The organism is Erythrobacter oryzae, from assembly GCF_030271515.1.
Taxonomy (GTDB): Bacteria; Pseudomonadota; Alphaproteobacteria; order Sphingomonadales; family Sphingomonadaceae; genus Erythrobacter; species Erythrobacter oryzae.
Genome location: NZ_JASCXI010000002.1, coordinates 339,140 through 357,911 on the forward strand (window position 1 = coordinate 339,140; position 18,772 = coordinate 357,911).

Sequence of the window (18,772 nt, forward strand, 5' to 3'; positions counted from 1 at the left end):
GCCTAGGCCCCGCATCGGCGGCGCGCGATCCGGTAGGGTCCGCGCCGCTTTTGTTTGGGCTCGCCCTTCCGCGAGAGGGTGATGGCGCCCTGTTCGAGCAGGCTGTCGGTCGCGGCGTGGACTGCCGCCATTTCGGCGCGCCAGTCGCCGTCCGTGCCTGCGAGCAGGCGCGCGGCCTCGCTCGGGCAGATGGTCGCGCCCTCGGCCCTTTGGCCCAGCAGCGCGAGGATCGCCTCCCCGGCGGTCACTGTGCCTTGCGGCGGAGTGGCAGGCACTCGCCCACCCACAGCGCGAGCCAGATGATCACCGGCTGCGCGAACATCCGGGGGATGTGATAGCCCATCCCCAGCCCCCCATCGCCGCGCGCCATGTCCATCAGCATGTGGTTGATGTTGGCGGGCCAGACGCACAGTGCATAGGCGGCAAGGCCCCACCCGGCGGCCTGCCGCAAGGGTTTCGAGAGCGGCTGCACCAGCCCGATCGCCCCGAGGATCTCGGCCACCCCCGTCCACAGCACCACGCCTTCCGGGAAGGGCACGCCGGGCGGCATGATGGTGAGGAAGGGCGCGGGCAGGGCGATGTGGATCACCCCGGCGACGAAGTAGAACACCGCGAGCAGCCAGCGGAGGACGGTCTTCATCATGCAGGCCCCCCGGTCCCCGGCTCCCAACCCGGCTCGGCGAGGCGGAATCCTGCGAAATCGAACCCCGGCACCACTACGCAGGAGACGAGACTGTAGCCCTGCACCGCCGCGCCAAAGGGGCGCGCCGCCTGCCATTCGCCCGGCGCGACGAGGCCCTGCAATTGTTGGCCTGCGCCAATATCGCTGCCGAGGATCACCGAGCGCGCGGGGCCTTCGTCCGAGGCCGAGAGCCGCAGCTCGACCGGATCGCCCGCCTGCCACAGCCACAGCTCGGCCGCATCGACCGTGTGCCAGTGCGAGGCTTCGCCGGCGCGCAGCAGGAAGATGATCGCGGTGCCGCTCGCGCGGCCATCCGAGCCTGCGTCTCCGCGCCACGTCTCGCGGTACCACCCGCCCTCGGGATGGGCTGCAAGGCCCAATTGTTCGATCAGCTTGCCCGCGCTATCCATGCCCATTCCTTGTTCGCCCATAGCGGGCGCTCTAGCTTCGGGAGCCTCCCCCATGCAACTCTCCGCGCCTTCGCACCCTCGTGCCTCCCGCCTTGCCCTTGCCGCCGCGCTCCTGCTGGCGAGCCCGCTCGCCGCGCAGAAGGCCCCGCCGCCCCCGCAGGTCGACGACGCCACCGCGACCGCCATCGCCAACGCCGCGCTCGAGGCCGCGCCGGTGTTCGACGGGCACAATGACGCGCCCGGCCAGCTGCGCCAGCGCTACGACAACCAGATCAACGCCTTCGACTTCACCGACACGATGGACGAGCACGACCATGTCGGCGGAGACGATGGCGCGATGCACACCGATCTCCTGCGGCTGAAGAAGGGCAAGGTCGGGGCGCAGTTCTGGTCGGTCTATGTCCCGCACAACGCCAACGAGGCCGCCGCGGTGCAGCAGACCATCGAGCAGATCGACGTCACCAAGCGCCTGATCGCGCGCAATCCCGATACCATGCGCTATGCGCTGACCGCCGATCAGGTCGAGACCGCGATGCGCGAGGGCAAGGTCGCCTCATTGCTCGGGATGGAGGGCGGCTATTCGATCGGATCGAGCCTTGCGGTGCTGCGCCAGTTCCACGCGATGGGCGCGCGCTACATGACGCTGACGCACAATTCGAACATCCCCTGGGCCGATGCGGCGACCGACAATCCGAAGCACGGCGGGCTCACCGCCTTCGGGATGGATGTGGTGCGCGAGATGAACCGGCTGGGGATGCTGGTCGATCTCAGCCATGTCAGCGAGGACACCATGATGGACGCGCTGGACGTGGCCAAGGCCCCGGTGATCTTCAGCCACTCCGGCGCGCGCGCGGTGACGCCGCATCCGCGCAACGTGCCCGATAGCGTGCTCGCGCGCCTGCCCGAGAACGGCGGGGTGGTGATGGTGGTCGCCCTGCCGCGCTTCATCGACGAGGACATCCGCCAGTGGGACGCGAAGCGCGCGGGCGAGCTGGCGCGGTTGAAGGTCGTCCACCTCGGCAATCCCGATGCCGCGACCAAGGCGATGGACGCATGGCTCGCCGCGAACCCCGAGCCCAAGGCGTCGATCAAGGACGTCGCCGATCACATCATGCACATCCGCGAGGTCGCGGGCATCGAGCATATCGGTATCGGCGGCGATTACGACGGCATGCCGATCGGCCCTGTGGGTATGGAGGACGTCAGCGGCTACCCCGCCCTGTTCACCGAACTCGCGCGACGCGGGCTGTCGCAGGCCGAACTGGAGCTGATCGCGAGCCGCAACATCCTGCGCGTGATGCGCGCGGCCGAGGCCTATGCGGCCAGCGTCGCGGGCGAGCCGCCGATCGAGACGCTGATCACGCCTCCCGCAAAGGCGGAGTGACGGCCGCCCTAGTGCGACATCGCGATGGCCGGGACGATCCAGACCAGGCTCATCGCGATCACCGCGAAAGCGAGGCTGAAGCCGAGCACATAGCGCAGGCCCGTGTTGCTGACCGCACCGCGCGCGGCTTCGTCGTTGATGCGGATGGACTCGTTCTTGTCGGCCATTGTCGCTCTCCCCGTTGTTGTTGACGTTAGGGAATATGTTTCCGTAACGTCAATCAACCCCGAGGTGGGATAAATGGTTCCCGAAAAGCGGCGGATTGTGGAACAATCCAAAAGTCAGTCGGCGGGTTTGAGTTCACTTGCAAGCTTGAGGACCTCGTCGCCGTCGTCCTGCTCGATCAGGTATGCGGGGTTGTCGTGATCGCCGTTGCGGGTGATCTCCGAGCCCTTGATCTTGCGCGTCACCTCGCGCTCGTAACGCTCCTTGATTGTGCCGGTCGCGGTGCCCGAGCCCCAGTTCCACGACACCTTCTGGCCCATGCGAAAGGTGTCGCTCATCGCGGGGTCTCGGGCGCGGAGATGCCGTCGGTGGAGCTATCTTCAGAAGTCGCGGCATCGCCCCCGGCATCGGGCTTGCGCTCGACATTCATCTGGCTCTCGCCCGCATCCTGCGTCAGCGCGCCGGTGACCCAGATCAGCGTCAGCGCGACGATCGCGCCCGCGAGGCTCAACAGCAGCACCCAGCGCACCACGCCTTCCCGGCTCCCGGCCTTGGCGTCGGTTTCGTCGATACGGGTGCGGGGTTCGGGTGTCGGCATGAAGGTCTCCTGCTGCAATGAACAGGGGCCTATGCCGGCACGGCGCGGATGGTTCGCTGCGCCATGATAGGGCGGAGCGGAAACGCGGCAGGGCGGGGCTGCGGCCCGATCAGTCGCGCAGCAGCTCGTTGATGCCGGTCTTCGAGCGGGTCTGGGCGTCGACCGTCTTGACGATCACCGCGCAGTAGAGGCTCGGGCCCGGGGTGCCGTCGGGGAGCGGCTTGCCGGGCATCGAACCGGGGACGACCACCGCGTAGGGCGGCACCGCGCCCATGTGGACTTCGCCGGTCGCGCGGTCGACGATCTTGGTCGAGGCGCCGAGATAGACGCCCATCGAGAGCACCGCGCCCTCGCCCACGCGCACGCCTTCGGCCACTTCCGCGCGGGCGCCGATGAAGGCGCCGTCACCGATGATGACGGGCTCGGCCTGCAGCGGCTCGAGCACCCCGCCGATCCCCGCCCCGCCCGAGATGTGGACGTTCGCGCCGATCTGCGCGCAGGAGCCCACGGTCGCCCAGGTGTCGATCATCGTGTTCTCGCCGACATAGGCGCCGATGTTGACGAAGCTCGGCATCAGCACCGCGCCCTTGGAAATGTGCGCGCCGCGCCGCACCACCGCGCCGGGGACGACACGGAAGCCTGCCTCGCGGAAGCGGTTCTCGCCCCAACCGGCGAACTTGAGCGGCACCTTGTCATAGGCGGGCGCACCGGCGGCGCCGCCGTCCATCACGCGGTTGTCGTTGAGGCGGAAGGAGAGGAGCACCGCCTTCTTGAGCCACTGGTTGACCTGCCAGCCCCCGTTGCCGTCGGGCTGGGCAACGCGCGCCTCGCCGCTGTCGAGCAGGGCGAGCGCGGCGCCCACCGCCTCGCCGACTTCATGGCCGGGGGCGACCGAAGCGCGGTCTTCCCATGCGGCTTCGATGGCGGTGATCAGGTCGTCATGCATGGCGGTCTCCGGCGGACAATTTCGCCCGTGCGCCTAGCCGCGCCGGAGAAAGTGGGCAAGCCTTACCCCTTCATCCCCGCAGCAACCGCGAACTGGTACGCCCGCTCCGCCAGCGGCCGCACGCGCTCGCTCATGGCTTGCGCATGGGCGCTGGAGGCGGTGCCGTCGATCACACGCTTCTTGATCCCCTGCATGATGCCCGCGAGGCGGAACAGGTTGTAGGCGAAATACCAGTCCATCGGCGGCACTGGGTATCCGGTGCGCGCGACGTAGCGCTCGACCGCTTCCTCTTGGCTTGGGATACCGAGCGCCTCCAGATCCAGCCCCAGCAGCCCCGCGCGGCCATCGGCGGGGTTGTGCCAGTTGAGCATGAGGTAGCTGAAATCGGCGATCGGATCGCCCAGCGTCGACAGCTCCCAGTCGAGCACCGCGATGATGCGCGGTTCGGTCTTGTGGAAGATCACGTTGTCGAGCCGGTAGTCGCCATGCACCACGGATGAGCCATGCTGCGGCGGGATGGTCTGCGGCAGCCACGCGATCAGCGCTTCCATCTCCGGCATGTGCTCGGTTTCGGAGAGCTTGTACTGCTTGGTCCAGCGGGTGATCTGGCGCGCGCAGTAATCGGTCGGCTTGCCGTAATCGCCCATCCCGATCCGCTCGGGCTGGTTCAGGTGCAGGTCGGCCATGGTGTCGATCAGCGCGTGATAGATCGCGCGGCGCTCGGCGGGTTTCATGCCGGGGAGCGCGCCGTTCCACAGCGAGCGGCCATCGGCCATGCTCATCACGAAGAACTTCGAGCCGATCACCTCGGGGTCCTCGCAGAGCCCATAGGTGCGCGGGACGGGGAAGCCGGTCGGGTAGAGCCCGGTCATCGCCGCATACTCGCGGTCGACCGCGTGGGCGCTGGGGAGCAGCTTGCCGAAGGGCTGGCGGCGCAGCACGTAGGACGCGCCGGGGGTGTCGATCCGGTAGGTCGGGTTCGACTGGCCACCCTTGAACTTGGTGTAGCTGATCGGGCCTTCGAAGCCTTCGACATTGGCCTCGAACCAGCGGGTGAGGCTGGCAAGATCGAGCGCGTCCTTCTCGGTCACTGCGACCGTGCCGACCATCTCCTTGTCGAAATCGATATCCATCAGTCGAACACCACCACCGTGCGCGCGGAATGCCCGGCGCGCATCGTGTTGAAGCCTTCGTTCACCGCTTCGAGCGGGATGCGCTCGGCGATGATCGTGTCGAGATCGAGCAGGCCGCGCAGGTAGAAATCCACCAGACGCGGCAGATCGACCGGGAAGTGGTTCATCCCCATGATCGCGCCCATCAGCTTCTTGCCCGACAGGAGGTCGAAGGCGCCGAGCCCGACCTTGCAGTCGAGCGGCATCATGCCAAGGATCACGGCCGTGCCCCCGCGCTTGAGGCTGGCGACCGCGAGGTCGGCAGAAGCCTGACGCCCCACCGCCTCGATCCCCCAGTCCACGCCGCCGCCGCTGATCGCGATGATCTGCTTGGCGGCATCCTCGGCCAGCGCATCGACGGTGTGCGTCGCGCCCAGCACCTCGGCGAGCGCGCGCTTTTCGGGGAGCGGATCGGCGGCGATGATCTTGCCCGCGCCCGCGATTTTCGCGGCGTTGATCGCGGCAAGGCCGACGCCCCCGCAACCGACCACCAGCACGGTCTCGCCCGGGGTCACCTTGCAGGCGTTGAAGATCGTCCCCGCGCCGGTCGTCACCGCGCAGCCGAGCAGGGCGGCGCGGTCGAACGGCATGGCCTTGTCGATCGCGACGCAGGCGTGTTCGTGGATCAGCATCTGTTCGCTGAGCGCGGAGAGGTTGAGCATCTGGTTGACCGGCGCGCCGTCAGCAAAGGCGATGCGCGAAGCCTCGCCCTTCGCGCGGCGGGTGTCGCCGCCGAGGCACAGCGCCATGCGGCCCGTGACGCAGAACTCGCAGTGACCGCAGAAGGCGCTGAGGCAGGAGACGACGTGATCGCCCGGCTTCACGGTGCGCACCTCGGACCCGACCGCGCGCACGATCCCCGCCGCCTCGTGCCCCGGAATGCAGGGCAGCGCGTGGGGGTAGTGCCCGTCGATGAAGTGCAGGTCCGAATGGCACAGCCCGCAGGCCTTGGTGTCGATCAGGACTTCATGCGGACCGGGCTCGGCATAGGTGACCTCGGCGATGCGAAGGCCCTGGCCGGGGGCTTCAAGGATGGCGGCTTTTGCCAATGATGTTCTCCCTTATTCCCCCTCCTCTTCAGAGGAGGGGCAACGAGACTTGGCGGCTTTGCCGCCTAGTCGCAGTGGGGTGGTGCCGCTGCGTTGGCGGCGCTCGCTTCGCTCGCCACCACCCCCCGACCCCCTCCTCTCAAGAGGAGGGGGAGATTAGGTCAGCGCGCAACCCCCATGTCGCCCGAGCTGAAGCTCTGGCCGTCATTGGCAGCGCGTCCGTGGTTGCCACGCAGGGCGTTCGCCGTCGGCCCCGGAACGGGGGCGTGCTTGGCGAATTCCATGTGCGCGATCGAGCGGGCGTGGACCTCGTCCGGGCCGTCCGCCAGACGCAGGGTGCGCTGGTGGGCATAGGCCGAGGCAAGGCCGTAGTCTTCCGACACGCCGCCGCCGCCATGGGCCTGGATCGCATCGTCGATGATCTTGAGCGCCATGTTGGGCGCCTGCACCTTGATCATCGCGATTTCCTGCTTGGCCGCCTTGTTGCCGACCTTGTCCATCATGTCGGCGGCCTTGAGGCAGAGCAGGCGCGTCATGTCGATGTCGATGCGGGCGCGCGCGACGCGCTCTTCCCAGACCGAGTGCTTGTAGACCGGCTTGCCGAACGCCTCGCGCTCCTGCAACCGGCGGCACATCTTGGCGAGCGCCTCTTCGGCGACGCCGATGGTGCGCATGCAGTGGTGAATGCGGCCCGGCCCGAGGCGGCCCTGCGCGATCTCGAAGCCGCGGCCTTCTCCGAGCAGCATGTTCGAGACGGGGACGCGGACGTTGACCATCTCGACTTCCATGTGGCCGTGCGGGGCATCGTCATAGCCGAAGACGGGGAGGTGGCGGATCACGTTCACCCCCGGCGCGTCGATCGGCATCAGCACCATCGATTGCTGCGCGTGGCGCTGGGCCGAGAAATCGGTCTTGCCCATCACGATCGCGACCTTGCAGCGCGGATCGCCGAGGCCGCTCGACCACCACTTGCGCCCGTTGATCACGTAATGATCGCCGTCACGCTCGATGCGGGTTTCGATGTTGGTCGCGTCCGAGGAGGCGGTGTAGGGCTCGGTCATCAGGAAGGCCGAGCGGATCTCGCCGTTCATCAGCGGGCGCAGCCACTCTTCCTTCTGCTCGCGCGTGCCGTAGCGGTGGAACACCTCCATGTTGCCGGTATCGGGCGCCGAGCAGTTGAACACCTCGCTCGCCCAACCGATACGGCCCATTTCCTCGGCGCACAGGGCGTATTCGAGGTTGGTGAGGCCGGGGCCGTCGAATTCGAAGGTGTCGTCGACATGGTGGTGGCTGTCATTGCGCGGCGGCATGAACAGGTTCCAGATGCCCGCTTCCTTGGCGAGCTTCTTCTTGTCCTCGATGATCTGGATCACCTTCCAGCGATCCCCCTCGGCATCCTGCGCCTTGTAGACACCATTGTTGGGGCGCACGTGCGTCTCGATGAAATCGCGCACGCGGTCACGCCAATAGGCCTGCCTTTCGGTGGGTTCGAAATCCATGGGGGGTTCCTCTCGTCCTAGTTCGAAATCGACTCTCGGGTTGACCGTGGCAGAGCCTCGCGGCCCCGCCAAGCTCTCATTTCTACGGCAGACCTGCCTCCGCAGGCCCGCGCTCGCGCACGATCCGGGCGGCGATGCGGGCCTCGTGATCGGCGCGGGTGATGGGGAAGCGCGACAGCCAGAAGGCCGCCGTCAGCGCCAGTGCGGCCGAGACGACGAGGTAGGCGATCGCCAGATTGCGCACCACCTCGGGCGCGACCGCGGCCTGCGTCGTGCCCGGTTGCAGGCCCACGACCTGCACGATCAGGCTGGTGAGCAGGATGCCGCCCCCCGTCGCCGATTTCTGGATCAGCCAGTTGCCCGCGTAGAACGTCCCCTCGGCGCGCTTGCCGGTGCGTTCCTCGAAGGCCTCGACGATCTCGGCCACCATCGAGGTCGAGGAGATAATCGCGGTCACCCCGGCGGTGTTGGCGATCACCGTGAAGATGATGAACAGCGTGGTCGAGAGCACGGTGCCGGTCTCGGGCCACAATCCGGCGAGGAACAGCACATAGGGCGTGCCCGCGATTGCCAGCGCGACTACCGCCGCCGCCGCGCCGCTCAGCGGCTTGCCGAAGCGGCGGTGGAGCGGGCCGACGAGGAAGAACATCGCCACCACCGACAGGCCGAGCGCGGCGGGGTAGAGCTTGAAGGCGGTCTCGGAGAACTGCCAGACATAGCGGATCACGTAGAGCGTGATCGACAGCGTCACCCCCTGGCTGACATAGGCCGCCAGCGCCCCGAAGGCGAAGATCACGAAGGCGCGCTCGCGGAAAGCATCGAAGATCTCGGCGAAGGCGTGGAAGAGCGAGAAGCGCGGCGGGGCGCTCTCGGGCAGGCGCGCCACATAGGCGTGCTGGCCGAGCGCCGATCCCACCACCGAGACCAGCATCACCACCGCGCCAACCATCCCGAAGAGCGCATAGCCATCCGGCTCAAGCTGCGACTGGGGCGTCGGCAGAAACACCGTGAAGGCGAGGATCGACATGGCGAGCCCGCCGACCCAGCCCGACAGGAAGCGGTAGCGGAACAGCGTGGTGCGCTCGACATAATCGGCGGTGATTTCGGGCACCATGCTGATCGAGGGCACCTCGCAGGCCGACAGCAGCAGGCGAACGCCGACCGCCAGCGCGACGATCTCCCAGAAACCCGGCACGCCGGTGAAGGGCGGGCTCCACAGCAGCACCCATGCGAGCGCGAGCGGGAAGGGGGCGATGTAGAGCCACGGCAGGCGGCGGCCCCAGCGGGTGTAGGTGCGGTCGCACAAGTGCCCGATCAGCGGATCGACAAGGGCGTCGATCACCAGCGCCGTCGCCAGCGCCGCGCCGACGATCCCGGCATCCACCCCCAGCACCAGATTGTAGAACGGCAGCAGGAAGAACGAAAAGCCGCCGTCCTTCACCCCGAAGGCAACTGCGCCGAAGCCGTGCATCAGTTTGAGCCGCCATGGGAGCGGCCCGGTCACAAGGCTCATCCGCGCCTCAACCTGCTGCATGGCGATCCGCCGATTCCGGCCACTTTTGTCTCTCCCGTTTCGGTTGCGAACCTAGACCGATTGACGGGCGCGTCAATCACGCTCGCGCTGACGCTACGGCATCCAAGCCCTGCGCGAAGGACGCTTGCAGGGGGCCGCAAATTGCTCCTAACGTAAGCGTCAAGTGAGAGACGAGAGAGGAGAGTCGGTCATGGCCGATCTTGCACAATTCCGTGACGAAACCCGCAGCTGGCTCGAAGCCAACTGCCCCCCCGAAATGCGCGAGCCGGTGCGCGGCGAGGACGACATCTACTGGGGCGGCCGCCGCGCGACCTTCAAGAATGATGCGCAGAAGGCGTGGCTCGAAGCCTGCATCGCCAAGGGCTACACCGTGCCGATGTGGCCCAAGGCCTATGGCGGCGCTGGCCTCAGCGCAGCGGAGGCCAAGGTGCTGCGCGAGGAAATGGGCCGCATCAATGCGCGCCCGCCGCTGAGCAGCTTCGGCATCTGGATGCTCGGCCCGGCGCTGCTGCATTTCGGCACCGAGGGGCAGAAGCAGCGCTTCCTCAACGAAATCGCGCGCGGCGAAATCCGCTGGTGTCAGGGCTATTCGGAACCGGGCTCTGGCTCGGACCTCGTGAGCCTTCAGACATTTGGGGAAGACAAGGGTGACCATTGGGTCGTGAACGGCCAGAAGATCTGGACCTCCTATGCCGACCACGCCGACTGGATCTTCTGCCTCGTCCGCACCGACAAGGAGAACAAGTATGGCGGCATCACCTTCATGCTGTTCGACATGGCGTCCGAAGGCGTCACCACCAAGCCGATCAAGCTGATCAGCGGCTCCTCGCCCTTCTGCGAGACCTTCTTCGACAACGTTGCCGTGCCCAAGTCCTACGGCGATGACGTTCCCGCATACGTCGGCACCATCAATCGCGGCTGGGACGTCGCCAAGTATCTCCTCGGCCACGAGCGCGAGATGATCTCGGGCGCGGATGGCGGCGAGCGTCAGGCGGCGATCGGCGCGATGATGAAGCGCCACGCGGCCAAGCTCGGCGACGAGCTCGATCCGGTGCTGCGCGCGGAGCTCGCCAATTTCGACGTCGACGCGCTGGCCTATGCCGCAATGGGCGAGAAGTTTTTGGACGAGATCAAGGTCGGCAAGGCGCACCCCGCGCAGCCCAACATGATGAAATATGCCGGCACCGAGCTGAACAAGCGCCGCCACGAGCTGATGATGGCGGTCGGCGGCTCGCGCTCCCTTGAGTGGGAAAGCGATGCGACCGAAAGCGGCAAGCCCGCCAAGAACTGGCTGCGCACCAAGGCGAACTCGATCGAGGGCGGGACGAGCGAGGTGATGCTCAACGTCATCGCCAAGCGCATCCTCGACCTGCCGGGGGCGTAATCGTCATTCTCCCCTCCCGCTTGCGGGAGGGGTCGAGGGTGGGCGAGCGCGACCGCTCGCAGGCCCACCCCGCTGCGACTAGCCAGCAAGCTGGCAAGTCTCGCTACCCCTCCCGCAGGCGGGAGGGGGGATTTGAATTTCCGGGAGAGGGAAAACCAATGCCCCTGTATCACAACGAAGATCAGGCGATGCTCGCCGACACCGCGCGCGGGTTCATCGCCGAGGAAGGCAATATCGCCAAGCAGCTGCGCCACTGGCGCGACCGCAACTGCAAGGACGGCTTCGGCCACGCCCTGTGGAAGCAGATGGCCGAAATGGGCTTCACCGGCATGCTGGTGGACGAGGCCGACGGCGGGCTCGGCATGGGCCATGTCGAGGCGGGGATCGTGCTGGAAGAGATCGGCCGCAACCTGACGCCCTCGCCGTTCCTGACCTCCTCGGTGCTGGCCGCGACCGCGCTGAAGCACGGTTCGGCCGACCTCAAGGGCCGCTACCTGCCGGGGCTGATCGCGGGTGATTCCGTTTTCGCCGTTGCGATCGACGAGACCGCCAAGCACCGCCCCAGCCGCATCACCACCCGCGCCGAAAAGTCGGGCAATGGCTTCAAGCTGTCGGGCGCCAAGAGCTTCGTCATCCAGGGCGCGAGCGCAGACATGATCGTCGTCGCCGCGCGCACCAGCGGGTCGGACGAGGACGCGGACGGCATCACCCTCTTCGCCGTCCCCAAGGATGCCGCCGGCATGAGCCATGATAGCGTCCGGCTGGTGGACTCCTCGATGGCTACCCACACGAGGTTCGACGGGGTCGAGCTCGACGGCGATGCCGTGATCGGCGAGATCGACGGCGGCCGCGCGGTGCTTGATGCGATGCTGATGGCAGGCCGCGTCGGCGCGGCGGCGGAGGGCGTCGGCGTTGCCCGCGGGGCGATGGACATGACGGTCGACTACCTCAAGCAGCGCAAGCAGTTCGGGCGTCTGATCGGCGAGTTCCAGGCACTCCAGCACCGCGCCAGCCACCTCTATTCCGAGGTCGAGATCGCCCGCGCGGTGACGATCAAGGCGCAGCAGCTGCTCGACGGCGGCTCGGCCCACGCCGACCTCATGGCGAGCGTCGCCAAGGCCAAGGTCGCCAAGACCGCGCGCCTCGCGGTGCAGGAAGGCGTGCAGATGCACGGCGGCATTGGCATGACCGACGAATACGACATCGGCCTCTACATGAAACGCGACCGCGCGCTGGCCGAGTTCCTCGGCGACGCGACGTTCCACGCCAACCGCGTGGCGGAATTGAGCGGGTATTGATCAAGCTTGCTCCTCGTCATTGCGAGGAGCCGCAGGCGGAGTCGAAGACGGCGCGGAGCGCCACCAGGCAACCCATGGATCACGCTCTCCGCGAGCGGAAAGGTCGGTCCATGGGTTGCTTCGCTCCGCTCGCAATGACGAATGAGGGAGCTATAAAACAATGGACATTCAATCACTTTTCAGCCTTGAAGGGCGCATCGCCCTCGTCACCGGCGGGAGCCGCGGGATCGGCAAGATGTTCGTCGAGGGGCTGCTCGCCGCGGGCTGCGCGCGGGTCTACATCTCGGCGCGCAAGGTCGAGCAGATGCAGGCGACCATCGACGAATTCGGCGCCGACAAGGTTATCGGCATCCCCGCCGACCTCTCGCAGATGGACGGCATGATCGCGCTGGCCAACGAGCTGAAGGCGCGCGAGAGCCATCTCGACATCCTCATCAACAACGCTGGCGCCGCCTGGGGCCAGCCCTATCTTGAGTTCTCGGAGGCCGGCTGGCACCGGACGATGGACCTCAACGTCAAGACCCCGTTCTTCCTCACCCAGAAGCTGCACGACCTGCTGGTCGCGGGCGGCAAGCAGGGGCATCCGGCCAAGGTGATCCACGTCTCCTCGATCGATGGCCAGCGGATCAACCCGTGGGAGACCTACGCCTACCAGGCCTCCAAGGCGGGCGTGATCCAACTCACCCGGCGCATGGCCGCGCGGCTGATCCAGGACAATATCGTGGTGAGTTCTATCGCGCCGGGGGCCTTCCCGTCCGAGATGAACCGCGCCGCCAAGGACGCGCCCGACGCCTCGGCCTCGGGCATCCCCGCGAAGCGCATCGGCACCGCCGAAGACATGGCGGCCGCGGCGATCTACCTGTGCAGCCGCGCGGGCGACTATGTGGTGGGCGAGACGCTGACGGTCGACGGCGGCGTGGTCAACGCGCTGCTGCCGAACCACTTCGCGGACCCCAGCGGCGGGCACTAAGCCAGCCAAAAAAAGAGGCCCACACCCCCTCTCACGAGGAGTGTGGGCCCAAGAGGCAGGGGAGAATTGCTCCCCCGCCCGGGTCGCGTCCCCTCTATCGGGCACGGCGGACACACTGTCTGTGATGGCCATCACGGTCATGCGCGCCGATGCGATTTATCATGACCCTCGTCCGGACAGGCTCTAGTCTCGGCCAATCGAAGGGGGCTTCCATGATGTTCGATACGCTCGACGACCTCATCGCCCGGCTCGCGCCCGACACGCTGCTGCGTGCGCTCGCACCCGAACAGCTCGAACAGCTCCTGCGCGAGGCCACCCGGCGCGATCTGCGCCCGGGCGAGCCGATCATCTCGCAGGGCGACGAGAATGGCGACTTCGCGGTGGTGGTGCTGACCGGCGGGCTCAAGATCACCATGGTCAGCGCCAGCGGGCACGAGATCATCCTCAACTATTGCGGCCCGGGCGAGCTGGTGGGCGAGATCGCGATGCTAGACAGCGGCCCGCGCACCGCGACCGTGATCGCGGCGGTGCCATCATCTGTGCTGCTGCTGCCCTCGCACACCTTCCTTGCCGCGGCGACCGCCAACCCGGTCTCGGCCGCGGGCGTGATGCGTGAACTCGCGCGCCGGGTGCGCCAGCTCAATCTGGTGATCGAGAGCGACCGCACCTTCTCGATGGCCCCGCGCCTCGCGCGCGCGCTGGTGCGGCTGCTCGATCCGGCGCGCGATGATGGCCGCCTGCGCTACGATCCCAACCAGAGCGACCTCGGCGCCTTCGCCGGTCTCGCGCGCGAGAATGTCAGCCGGTTGCTGTCCGACTGGGAGGCGCAAGGCGTGATCGTGCGCGAGGGCCGTGCGCTGCGGGTGAGCAACCTCGCGTTCCTGCAAACCCTCGCCGAATTCGGCGACGACGCCTGACGGCGCGCGCCGTCCAGCGGGCGGTACGGACGCTTCGCGGCGAAAGGCTGTAACAAAACTTGCATAATGTAACAAAACTGTCATTTTCGGGCGATGGCCCATCCCGTCCTCGCTCGCCCGCACACGGTTTCGTCCTACGATCTGCAGCTTGCGGAAGTGCGCGCGATCATCAACCGGCTCGCCGAACAGGCACAGGCCATCCTCTCGGGCGGGCTCGATGCGCTGCTCAAGGGCGATGCGCTGGCGGCGGGCGAGATCGTTGCCGCCGACAAGGCGATCGACGCGCTCGAACGCGAGCTCGAGCGGCTCGCGCTCCACATCATCATGTCACGCGCGCCGATGGCGCAGGACCTGCGCTACCTGATCGGCGCGATCCGCATCGGCAAGATGCTCGAGCGGACCGGCGACCAGGGCAAGCGCATGGCGCGGCGGATCGACCAGTTCGACCTGCGCGCGATCGGCCCGCGCTTCCCGGTGCTGCGCCAGATGGAGCGCTTTGCCGGGGCGATGCTGGCCGACGCGATCGAGGCGTTCAACCGCGGGTCAGGCCCGGCCGCGCGCAAGGTGATCGAGGCCGATGCGCAGCTCAACGCCATGCACCAGAGCCTGATGCTCGCCTGCCGCGACGCGATGGACCGGGGCGAGCTTGCGAGCGCCGACGGCATCCAGCTGGTGCTCCTCGCCAAGCAGCTCGAGCGGGTCGGCGATTACGCCACCAACATTGCGGGCGACGTCGCCTATATGCTCGAAGGCGCGTAGCCGTTCAGTAATTCCACTGGGCCTGCACCCGCAGGATCTGCCCTTCCGCCTGGCCGAAGCGCCGCTCGTCGGCCTCCTTGCGCTTGGCGAAGCCGTAGGTGGTGGTGATCTCCAGTGCGGAATCGAGCTGGAATTCGAAGCCCAGCTCCAGCTCCTCGGTCTCGAGCCGCGGCGCATTGATCGCCGCCTTGAAGCCGCCGCGGTAATATTGCCAGCGCGCGAAGGGATAGAAGGGGCCGATCGGCGACTTGTCGATCTTGCCCATCAGCTGGACATAGCCGCCATCCAATGGGCGCTCTTCGATCCGGCCGCTGGCGGGGACGAATTCGGGGCCAGTGCCCCAGTTCCATTCCGCCTGCACCCCGATCGGCTGCGGGTAGAGGATCGCGTGGAGATTGACGCGCTCGTCCTTGAAGCTCGCCGCGCTGAGGCCGCCGGTGCGCACTTCGGGGCGGATGCGGTTGTACATCACCGACCCGCCGATCTCGAACACCTGCCCGTCGAGCCCGAGGCCGTCCAGTTCGAACGGCCAGGTCGCAAGGCCGACCAGCATCACGCCGTCATTGCCCTCGGTGCGGTTGAGGCCCTGCCCGTTGAAGGCACCGAAGCCGAAAGCGCCGTAATTGCCGAAGAGCTTCTGCCCGTCGGCCGAGAGGCGGTCCCAGATCTTCTGCACGTGCGTCGGGGTGTAATAGGCGACGATCCCGAGATCGCGCTCGCCCGCGGCCGCCGAGTTGATCGCGTCGGTACGGTCCAATGCGAGGCGGTTGGAGGAGGACTGCATGTTCTCCCAGCCATAGGGCACCTTCGACTGGCCGAGGCGGATGCGGAAGGTCTTGTCATCGAAGGGGAAGACGTCGGCATACATGTCGCGCAAGGATACGCTGCCCTCGCGCCGCTCGCCCGCCGACTGGTTCGAGACCGCGGCGGCGAAATCGGGCTGGAAATAGAGCGAGACGTGATCGTTGAGGTCGCCCTGCAGGATCAGGCGCATCCGGCGGAAGCTGAAATTGTTGTCGGGCCGCACGTCGCCGTCGCCGATGGTGCGCAGGCGCGAGATGCCGGCGGGCGCATTGGCGTCGCCCGAGACGATCTGGTTGAAGCGCATCTGGGTATAGCCGCGCAGGCGCAGCTTCTCGTACCACGCCTTGGGCTTGGGCTTGGCCGATGCGGCGGCCAGCATGGGCGTGGTGATCGGCGCGTCGGCAGCGGGGGCCGGGGCCGGGCCGGTGACGGCCACCACCGGCGCGCCGGGCGCGGGTGCGGGCGCGGCGACGGGGGCCGGAGAAGGCGCGGGCGCAGAGGGCGCGGTCTGCTGGGCCTGAAGCGCGGAAACGATCGCCTTCAGCTCGTCGATCTGCCGCTGGAGATCGGCGATGGTCTGCGCCTGATCGGGCTGGGTGCCCGTCGCCGGAGCGGCTTGCTGGGCGGCTGCGGGAAGGCTTGTCCCGGCCATCAGCACGGCGAGGGTGAGCGAAAGGGACGTCGAAGCGGAAGCGGCGCGCATGGGCAGGGTGACTCGCGTTGTGCCCATCCACGATGGACCGTTGGCGCGCCGCTATGTCAGTTGCGTTTCACTCTTGTGACAAATGTGACCGCAATCTGATCTTTGTTTGACAGCAAACCGTGCCGCCCCCTGCGCGCGAAATTCCGCCTATCCCATCAGCCCGCGCACGAAGGGGATGAGGCCGGTCTGGCGCATGCGCTTCATCCGCTCGGCCTCGAGGATCGCGCGGACCTTCTCGAAGCACACGTCGATATCGTCGTTGATGATGACGTAGTCGTAGCCGTCCCAGTGGCTGATCTCGGCCCGCGCACGCTCCATGCGCGCGGCGATGACCTCGGCGCTGTCCGTGGCGCGGCCCTTGAGGCGGCGGTGCAGCTCTTCCAGCGAGGGCGGGAGGATGAACACCCGCACCACATCCTGCTGGTCCTTCTGGTAGAGCTGCTGGGTGCCCTGCCAGTCGATGTCGAACAGGAAGTCCTGCCCCTCCTTCAGCCCGGCGCGGATCTTGCCCTTGGGGGTGCCGTAGCGATGGCCGAAGACCTCGGCCCATTCGTAGAAATCGTCCTCGTCGATCATCGCCTGGAACTGTTCGGGCGTGACGAAGTGGTAATGCACCCCGTCGACCTCGTTCGGGCGCGGGGGGCGGGTGGTGGCGCTGACCGAGAGCCTGATCTCGGGGTCCTTGGCCAGCAGCATCCGCGAGAGCGTGGTCTTCCCCGCGCCCGAGGGCGAGGAGAGGATGAACATCAGCCCGCGGCGGTGGAGCTGGTCTGCGGCAGTGTGTGAGGATTCGCCCATGGGCCCCGTTGCCTTAGATGGCGGGCACAAATCAAGGGGCGGTCAGGATTCGCTGTCGGCGGGGGGCGAGGCGGGGGCCTTTCTGGCCCGGCGTTTGGCCTCGAGCCGCTTGCCCCGGTCGTAGAACACCTTGGCCGCGAGGCCCCCCGCCACCACCGCCAGACCCAGCGGCGAGCGGCGCGCGAGGCGGCTGGCCCCGTAGAGCGCGAGGCTCGAGGCAAGGCCGCGCTTGCCGACCAGCTTGTCGGCCTTGTCCTGCCCGTGGCTCTTGACGATCAGGCCCTTCTCGAGCCGGTCGCGCAGCAGGCCGCCCGCCGCGCGAAGCACGATGTCGGCGATGACGAGATTGGTGCCGGCCGAGGGGCTGGGAAGCGGCAGGCCGGAGGGCTTGGACGGTTCGGCCGCGTCGGCGGCGGGCGTGGCGGATGCCCCGCGCTTGCCCCTGCCTGTCCGCCTTGCCCCTGCCATCAGGAGCCTATTTCTTGCGCCCGAAATCGATCGAGACGACGTTCGAGCCGTCCGGATCGGTGTCCGGCCCGTCATTTTCCGCATCCTCGTGCGCCTCGGGCTCGAGCTCGTCGACCGCGGCCTGGAATTGCAGGCCGAAGTCCACCGCCGGATCGACGAAGGCGGTGATCGCGGCGAAGGGGATCGTCAGCTTGGCGGGCACCTGGTTGAAGGTGAGGCTGACCGAGAAGCTCTGCGGCAGCACCTCGAGGTCCCAGAACTTGTTCTGAAGGACAATCGTCATCTCGTCCGGAAAGCGCTCGCGCAGGTGCGGCGGGATCGAGACGCCGGGCGCGGCGGTCTTGAAGGTGATGTAGAAGTGGTGCGCGCCGGGCAGGTTGCCCCCGCCGCTGACAATCGAGCCCAGCACCCGGCCGACAACGGCGCGCAGGGCTTCCTGCACGATCTCGTCGTAAGGTATCAGGCTGTCGGGCGTGTCGGCGTTCATGGCTGGACAAAATCGTGGCGGCACAGGCGGGGTTGGTCAAGGGACTTTGATGTGTCACGCCAAATTGACAGCACGCCGGGGGCGTGCGTCGCCCGCTTGTCTTGCGCGGTAAGCCGACTATAGCGCGGCTCATGGCCAGCACACCTCCCCGCACCGGCGCGGTCAACCGCAACACCACCGAGACCAAGATCGCCATCGCCGTCAATCTCGACGGCACGGGCGCCTATGACGTTTCGACCGGGATCGGTTTCCTCGATCACATGGTCGAACAGTTCAGCCGCCATTCGCTGATCGACGTGACGATGAAGGTCGAGGGCGACCTCCATGTCGACCAGCACCACACCACCGAGGATTCGGCGATCGCGCTGGGGCAGGCGATCGCGCAGGCGCTGGGCGACAAGGCCGGGATCGGGCGCTACGGCGCGGCCTATTCGCCGATGGACGAGACCTTGAGCCGCGTGGCGCTCGACATTTCCGGGCGCCCCTACCTCGTGTGGAAGGCGAAGTTCACCCAGGAACGCCTCGGCGAATGGGACACCGAGCTGATCGAGCACTGGTTCCATTCGGTCAGCCAGAGCGCCGGGATCACGCTCCACATGGAGCTGCTCTACGGCACCAACAACCACCACATCTGCGAGAGCCTCTACAAGGGCTTTGCCCGCGCCATGCGGCAGGCGGTCGAACGCGATCCGCGCAAGGGCGGGGCGATCCCGAGCACCAAGGGGCAGCTCGGTGGGTGAGACTT

22 protein-coding genes are annotated in these 18,772 nt (G+C 67.3%); 7 read left to right on the plus strand and 15 right to left on the minus strand.

Annotation, left to right across the window (positions count from 1 at the left end; translation table 11 throughout):
• Window positions 1-2 precede the first annotated feature (2 nt).
• Genes PFX90_RS06400 through PFX90_RS06410 form a run of 3 tightly spaced genes read right to left on the minus strand, consistent with a single transcriptional unit; the run spans window position 3 to window position 1,092 of the window.
• A complete protein-coding gene (locus PFX90_RS06400; RefSeq protein ID WP_285711546.1) occupies window positions 3-248 on the minus strand; it encodes a DUF3253 domain-containing protein in 246 nt (81 codons plus the stop codon).
• Entirely contained in the window at window positions 245-643 is a 399-nt protein-coding gene (locus tag PFX90_RS06405) for a DoxX family protein (protein WP_285711547.1), read from the minus strand. The genes PFX90_RS06400 and PFX90_RS06405 overlap by 4 nt, the downstream gene beginning before the upstream one ends.
• Entirely contained in the window at window positions 640-1,092 is a 453-nt protein-coding gene (locus PFX90_RS06410; RefSeq protein WP_285712046.1) for a cupin domain-containing protein, read from the minus strand. Before PFX90_RS06410 ends, PFX90_RS06405 begins: the two co-directional genes overlap by 4 nt.
• Window positions 1,093-1,144: 52 nt before the next feature.
• Between PFX90_RS06410 and PFX90_RS06415 the strand changes: the two genes are divergently transcribed.
• The gene (locus tag PFX90_RS06415; RefSeq protein ID WP_285711548.1) at window positions 1,145-2,476 is read left to right on the plus strand and encodes a dipeptidase; all 1,332 of its coding nucleotides are present in this window, start codon (window positions 1,145-1,147) and stop codon (window positions 2,474-2,476) included.
• A gap of 8 nt (window positions 2,477-2,484) precedes the next feature.
• Here PFX90_RS06415 and PFX90_RS06420 read toward each other — a convergent pair whose 3' ends face one another.
• From PFX90_RS06420 to PFX90_RS06455, 8 genes are all read right to left on the minus strand, one after another.
• Window positions 2,485-2,643: a hypothetical protein gene (locus PFX90_RS06420; protein WP_285711549.1), complete on the minus strand. Its 159-nt coding sequence runs from the start codon at window positions 2,641-2,643 to the stop codon at window positions 2,485-2,487.
• A 114-nt stretch (window positions 2,644-2,757) separates the two neighbouring features.
• Window positions 2,758-2,979: a hypervirulence associated TUDOR domain-containing protein gene (locus tag PFX90_RS06425; protein WP_285711550.1), complete on the minus strand. Its 222-nt coding sequence runs from the start codon at window positions 2,977-2,979 to the stop codon at window positions 2,758-2,760.
• Window positions 2,976-3,239, minus strand: coding sequence for a hypothetical protein (locus tag PFX90_RS06430; protein WP_285711551.1), 264 nt, complete (start codon window positions 3,237-3,239; stop codon window positions 2,976-2,978). The genes PFX90_RS06425 and PFX90_RS06430 overlap by 4 nt, the downstream gene beginning before the upstream one ends.
• Before the next feature lie 109 nt (window positions 3,240-3,348).
• Window positions 3,349-4,185, minus strand: a complete 837-nt coding sequence (gene dapD, locus PFX90_RS06435) for a 2,3,4,5-tetrahydropyridine-2,6-dicarboxylate N-succinyltransferase (RefSeq protein ID WP_285711552.1) — start codon at window positions 4,183-4,185, stop codon at window positions 3,349-3,351.
• 62 nt (window positions 4,186-4,247) lie between these two features.
• Window positions 4,248-5,318: a phosphotransferase family protein gene (locus PFX90_RS06440; RefSeq protein WP_285711553.1), complete on the minus strand. Its 1,071-nt coding sequence runs from the start codon at window positions 5,316-5,318 to the stop codon at window positions 4,248-4,250.
• Window positions 5,318-6,406 carry a Zn-dependent alcohol dehydrogenase gene (locus PFX90_RS06445; protein WP_285711554.1) on the minus strand — a complete coding sequence of 363 codons (1,089 nt, stop codon included), beginning with the start codon at window positions 6,404-6,406 and terminating at the stop codon, window positions 5,318-5,320. The genes PFX90_RS06440 and PFX90_RS06445 overlap by 1 nt, the downstream gene beginning before the upstream one ends.
• 161 nt (window positions 6,407-6,567) lie before the next feature.
• The gene (locus tag PFX90_RS06450) at window positions 6,568-7,905 is read right to left on the minus strand and encodes an acyl-CoA dehydrogenase family protein (protein WP_285711555.1); all 1,338 of its coding nucleotides are present in this window, start codon (window positions 7,903-7,905) and stop codon (window positions 6,568-6,570) included.
• 82 nt (window positions 7,906-7,987) lie between these two features.
• Window positions 7,988-9,439 (minus strand): MFS transporter, encoded by a 1,452-nt coding sequence (locus tag PFX90_RS06455; protein ID WP_285711556.1) that lies wholly within the window; start codon window positions 9,437-9,439, stop codon window positions 7,988-7,990.
• A gap of 190 nt (window positions 9,440-9,629) precedes the next feature.
• On the opposite strand from PFX90_RS06455, the gene PFX90_RS06460 reads away from it, so the two are divergent.
• From PFX90_RS06460 to phoU, 5 genes are all read left to right on the plus strand, one after another.
• Window positions 9,630-10,823 carry an acyl-CoA dehydrogenase family protein gene (locus PFX90_RS06460; protein WP_285711557.1) on the plus strand — a complete coding sequence of 398 codons (1,194 nt, stop codon included), beginning with the start codon at window positions 9,630-9,632 and terminating at the stop codon, window positions 10,821-10,823.
• A 158-nt stretch (window positions 10,824-10,981) separates the two neighbouring features.
• Entirely contained in the window at window positions 10,982-12,121 is a 1,140-nt protein-coding gene (locus PFX90_RS06465; RefSeq protein ID WP_285711558.1) for an acyl-CoA dehydrogenase family protein, read from the plus strand.
• Window positions 12,122-12,281: 160 nt separating this feature from the next.
• Window positions 12,282-13,091, plus strand: a complete 810-nt coding sequence (locus PFX90_RS06470; RefSeq protein ID WP_285711559.1) for an SDR family oxidoreductase — start codon at window positions 12,282-12,284, stop codon at window positions 13,089-13,091.
• Between the two features lie 212 nt (window positions 13,092-13,303).
• Window positions 13,304-14,008: a Crp/Fnr family transcriptional regulator gene (locus tag PFX90_RS06475; RefSeq protein ID WP_285711560.1), complete on the plus strand. Its 705-nt coding sequence runs from the start codon at window positions 13,304-13,306 to the stop codon at window positions 14,006-14,008.
• 93 nt (window positions 14,009-14,101) lie between these two features.
• Window positions 14,102-14,767, plus strand: coding sequence for a phosphate signaling complex protein PhoU (gene phoU / locus PFX90_RS06480; protein WP_285711561.1), 666 nt, complete (start codon window positions 14,102-14,104; stop codon window positions 14,765-14,767).
• 4 nt (window positions 14,768-14,771) lie between these two features.
• On the opposite strand, the gene PFX90_RS06485 is transcribed toward phoU, so the two are convergent.
• The 4 genes from PFX90_RS06485 to PFX90_RS06500 all read right to left on the minus strand — a co-directional run bounded on the left by PFX90_RS06485 (window position 14,772) and on the right by PFX90_RS06500 (window position 18,027).
• The gene (locus tag PFX90_RS06485; RefSeq protein WP_419180092.1) at window positions 14,772-16,223 is read right to left on the minus strand and encodes a porin; all 1,452 of its coding nucleotides are present in this window, start codon (window positions 16,221-16,223) and stop codon (window positions 14,772-14,774) included.
• A 198-nt stretch (window positions 16,224-16,421) separates the two neighbouring features.
• A complete protein-coding gene (gmk, locus tag PFX90_RS06490; protein WP_285711563.1) occupies window positions 16,422-17,072 on the minus strand; it encodes a guanylate kinase in 651 nt (216 codons plus the stop codon).
• Window positions 17,073-17,114: 42 nt separating this feature from the next.
• Window positions 17,115-17,540 carry a hypothetical protein gene (locus PFX90_RS06495; protein WP_285711564.1) on the minus strand — a complete coding sequence of 142 codons (426 nt, stop codon included), beginning with the start codon at window positions 17,538-17,540 and terminating at the stop codon, window positions 17,115-17,117.
• 7 nt (window positions 17,541-17,547) lie between these two features.
• Entirely contained in the window at window positions 17,548-18,027 is a 480-nt protein-coding gene (locus PFX90_RS06500; protein ID WP_285711565.1) for an SspB family protein, read from the minus strand.
• A gap of 131 nt (window positions 18,028-18,158) precedes the next feature.
• On the opposite strand from PFX90_RS06500, the gene hisB reads away from it, so the two are divergent.
• Entirely contained in the window at window positions 18,159-18,767 is a 609-nt protein-coding gene (gene hisB / locus PFX90_RS06505) for an imidazoleglycerol-phosphate dehydratase HisB (protein ID WP_285711566.1), read from the plus strand.
• Window positions 18,768-18,772: the final 5 nt, after the last annotated feature.

Coding starts and splice junctions, on each gene's coding strand:
- PFX90_RS06420 (WP_285711549.1), bottom strand. CDS start 2,643: ATGGCCGACAAGAACGAGTCCATCCGCATCAACGACGAAGCCGCGCGC.
- PFX90_RS06495 (WP_285711564.1), bottom strand. CDS start 17,540: ATGGCAGGGGCAAGGCGGACAGGCAGGGGCAAGCGCGGGGCATCCGCC.
- PFX90_RS06410 (WP_285712046.1), bottom strand. CDS start 1,092: ATGGATAGCGCGGGCAAGCTGATCGAACAATTGGGCCTTGCAGCCCAT.
- PFX90_RS06415 (WP_285711548.1), top strand. CDS start 1,145: ATGCAACTCTCCGCGCCTTCGCACCCTCGTGCCTCCCGCCTTGCCCTT.
- PFX90_RS06500 (WP_285711565.1), bottom strand. CDS start 18,027: ATGAACGCCGACACGCCCGACAGCCTGATACCTTACGACGAGATCGTG.
- hisB (WP_285711566.1), top strand. CDS start 18,159: ATGGCCAGCACACCTCCCCGCACCGGCGCGGTCAACCGCAACACCACC.
- PFX90_RS06465 (WP_285711558.1), top strand. CDS start 10,982: ATGCCCCTGTATCACAACGAAGATCAGGCGATGCTCGCCGACACCGCG.
- PFX90_RS06460 (WP_285711557.1), top strand. CDS start 9,630: ATGGCCGATCTTGCACAATTCCGTGACGAAACCCGCAGCTGGCTCGAA.
- phoU (WP_285711561.1), top strand. CDS start 14,102: ATGGCCCATCCCGTCCTCGCTCGCCCGCACACGGTTTCGTCCTACGAT.
- dapD (WP_285711552.1), bottom strand. CDS start 4,185: ATGCATGACGACCTGATCACCGCCATCGAAGCCGCATGGGAAGACCGC.
- PFX90_RS06470 (WP_285711559.1), top strand. CDS start 12,282: ATGGACATTCAATCACTTTTCAGCCTTGAAGGGCGCATCGCCCTCGTC.
- PFX90_RS06430 (WP_285711551.1), bottom strand. CDS start 3,239: ATGCCGACACCCGAACCCCGCACCCGTATCGACGAAACCGACGCCAAG.
- PFX90_RS06485 (WP_419180092.1), bottom strand. CDS start 16,223: ATGGCCGGGACAAGCCTTCCCGCAGCCGCCCAGCAAGCCGCTCCGGCG.
- gmk (WP_285711563.1), bottom strand. CDS start 17,072: ATGGGCGAATCCTCACACACTGCCGCAGACCAGCTCCACCGCCGCGGG.
- PFX90_RS06450 (WP_285711555.1), bottom strand. CDS start 7,905: ATGGATTTCGAACCCACCGAAAGGCAGGCCTATTGGCGTGACCGCGTG.
- PFX90_RS06405 (WP_285711547.1), bottom strand. CDS start 643: ATGATGAAGACCGTCCTCCGCTGGCTGCTCGCGGTGTTCTACTTCGTC.
- PFX90_RS06440 (WP_285711553.1), bottom strand. CDS start 5,318: ATGGATATCGATTTCGACAAGGAGATGGTCGGCACGGTCGCAGTGACC.
- PFX90_RS06425 (WP_285711550.1), bottom strand. CDS start 2,979: ATGAGCGACACCTTTCGCATGGGCCAGAAGGTGTCGTGGAACTGGGGC.
- PFX90_RS06475 (WP_285711560.1), top strand. CDS start 13,304: ATGATGTTCGATACGCTCGACGACCTCATCGCCCGGCTCGCGCCCGAC.
- PFX90_RS06455 (WP_285711556.1), bottom strand. CDS start 9,439: ATGCAGCAGGTTGAGGCGCGGATGAGCCTTGTGACCGGGCCGCTCCCA.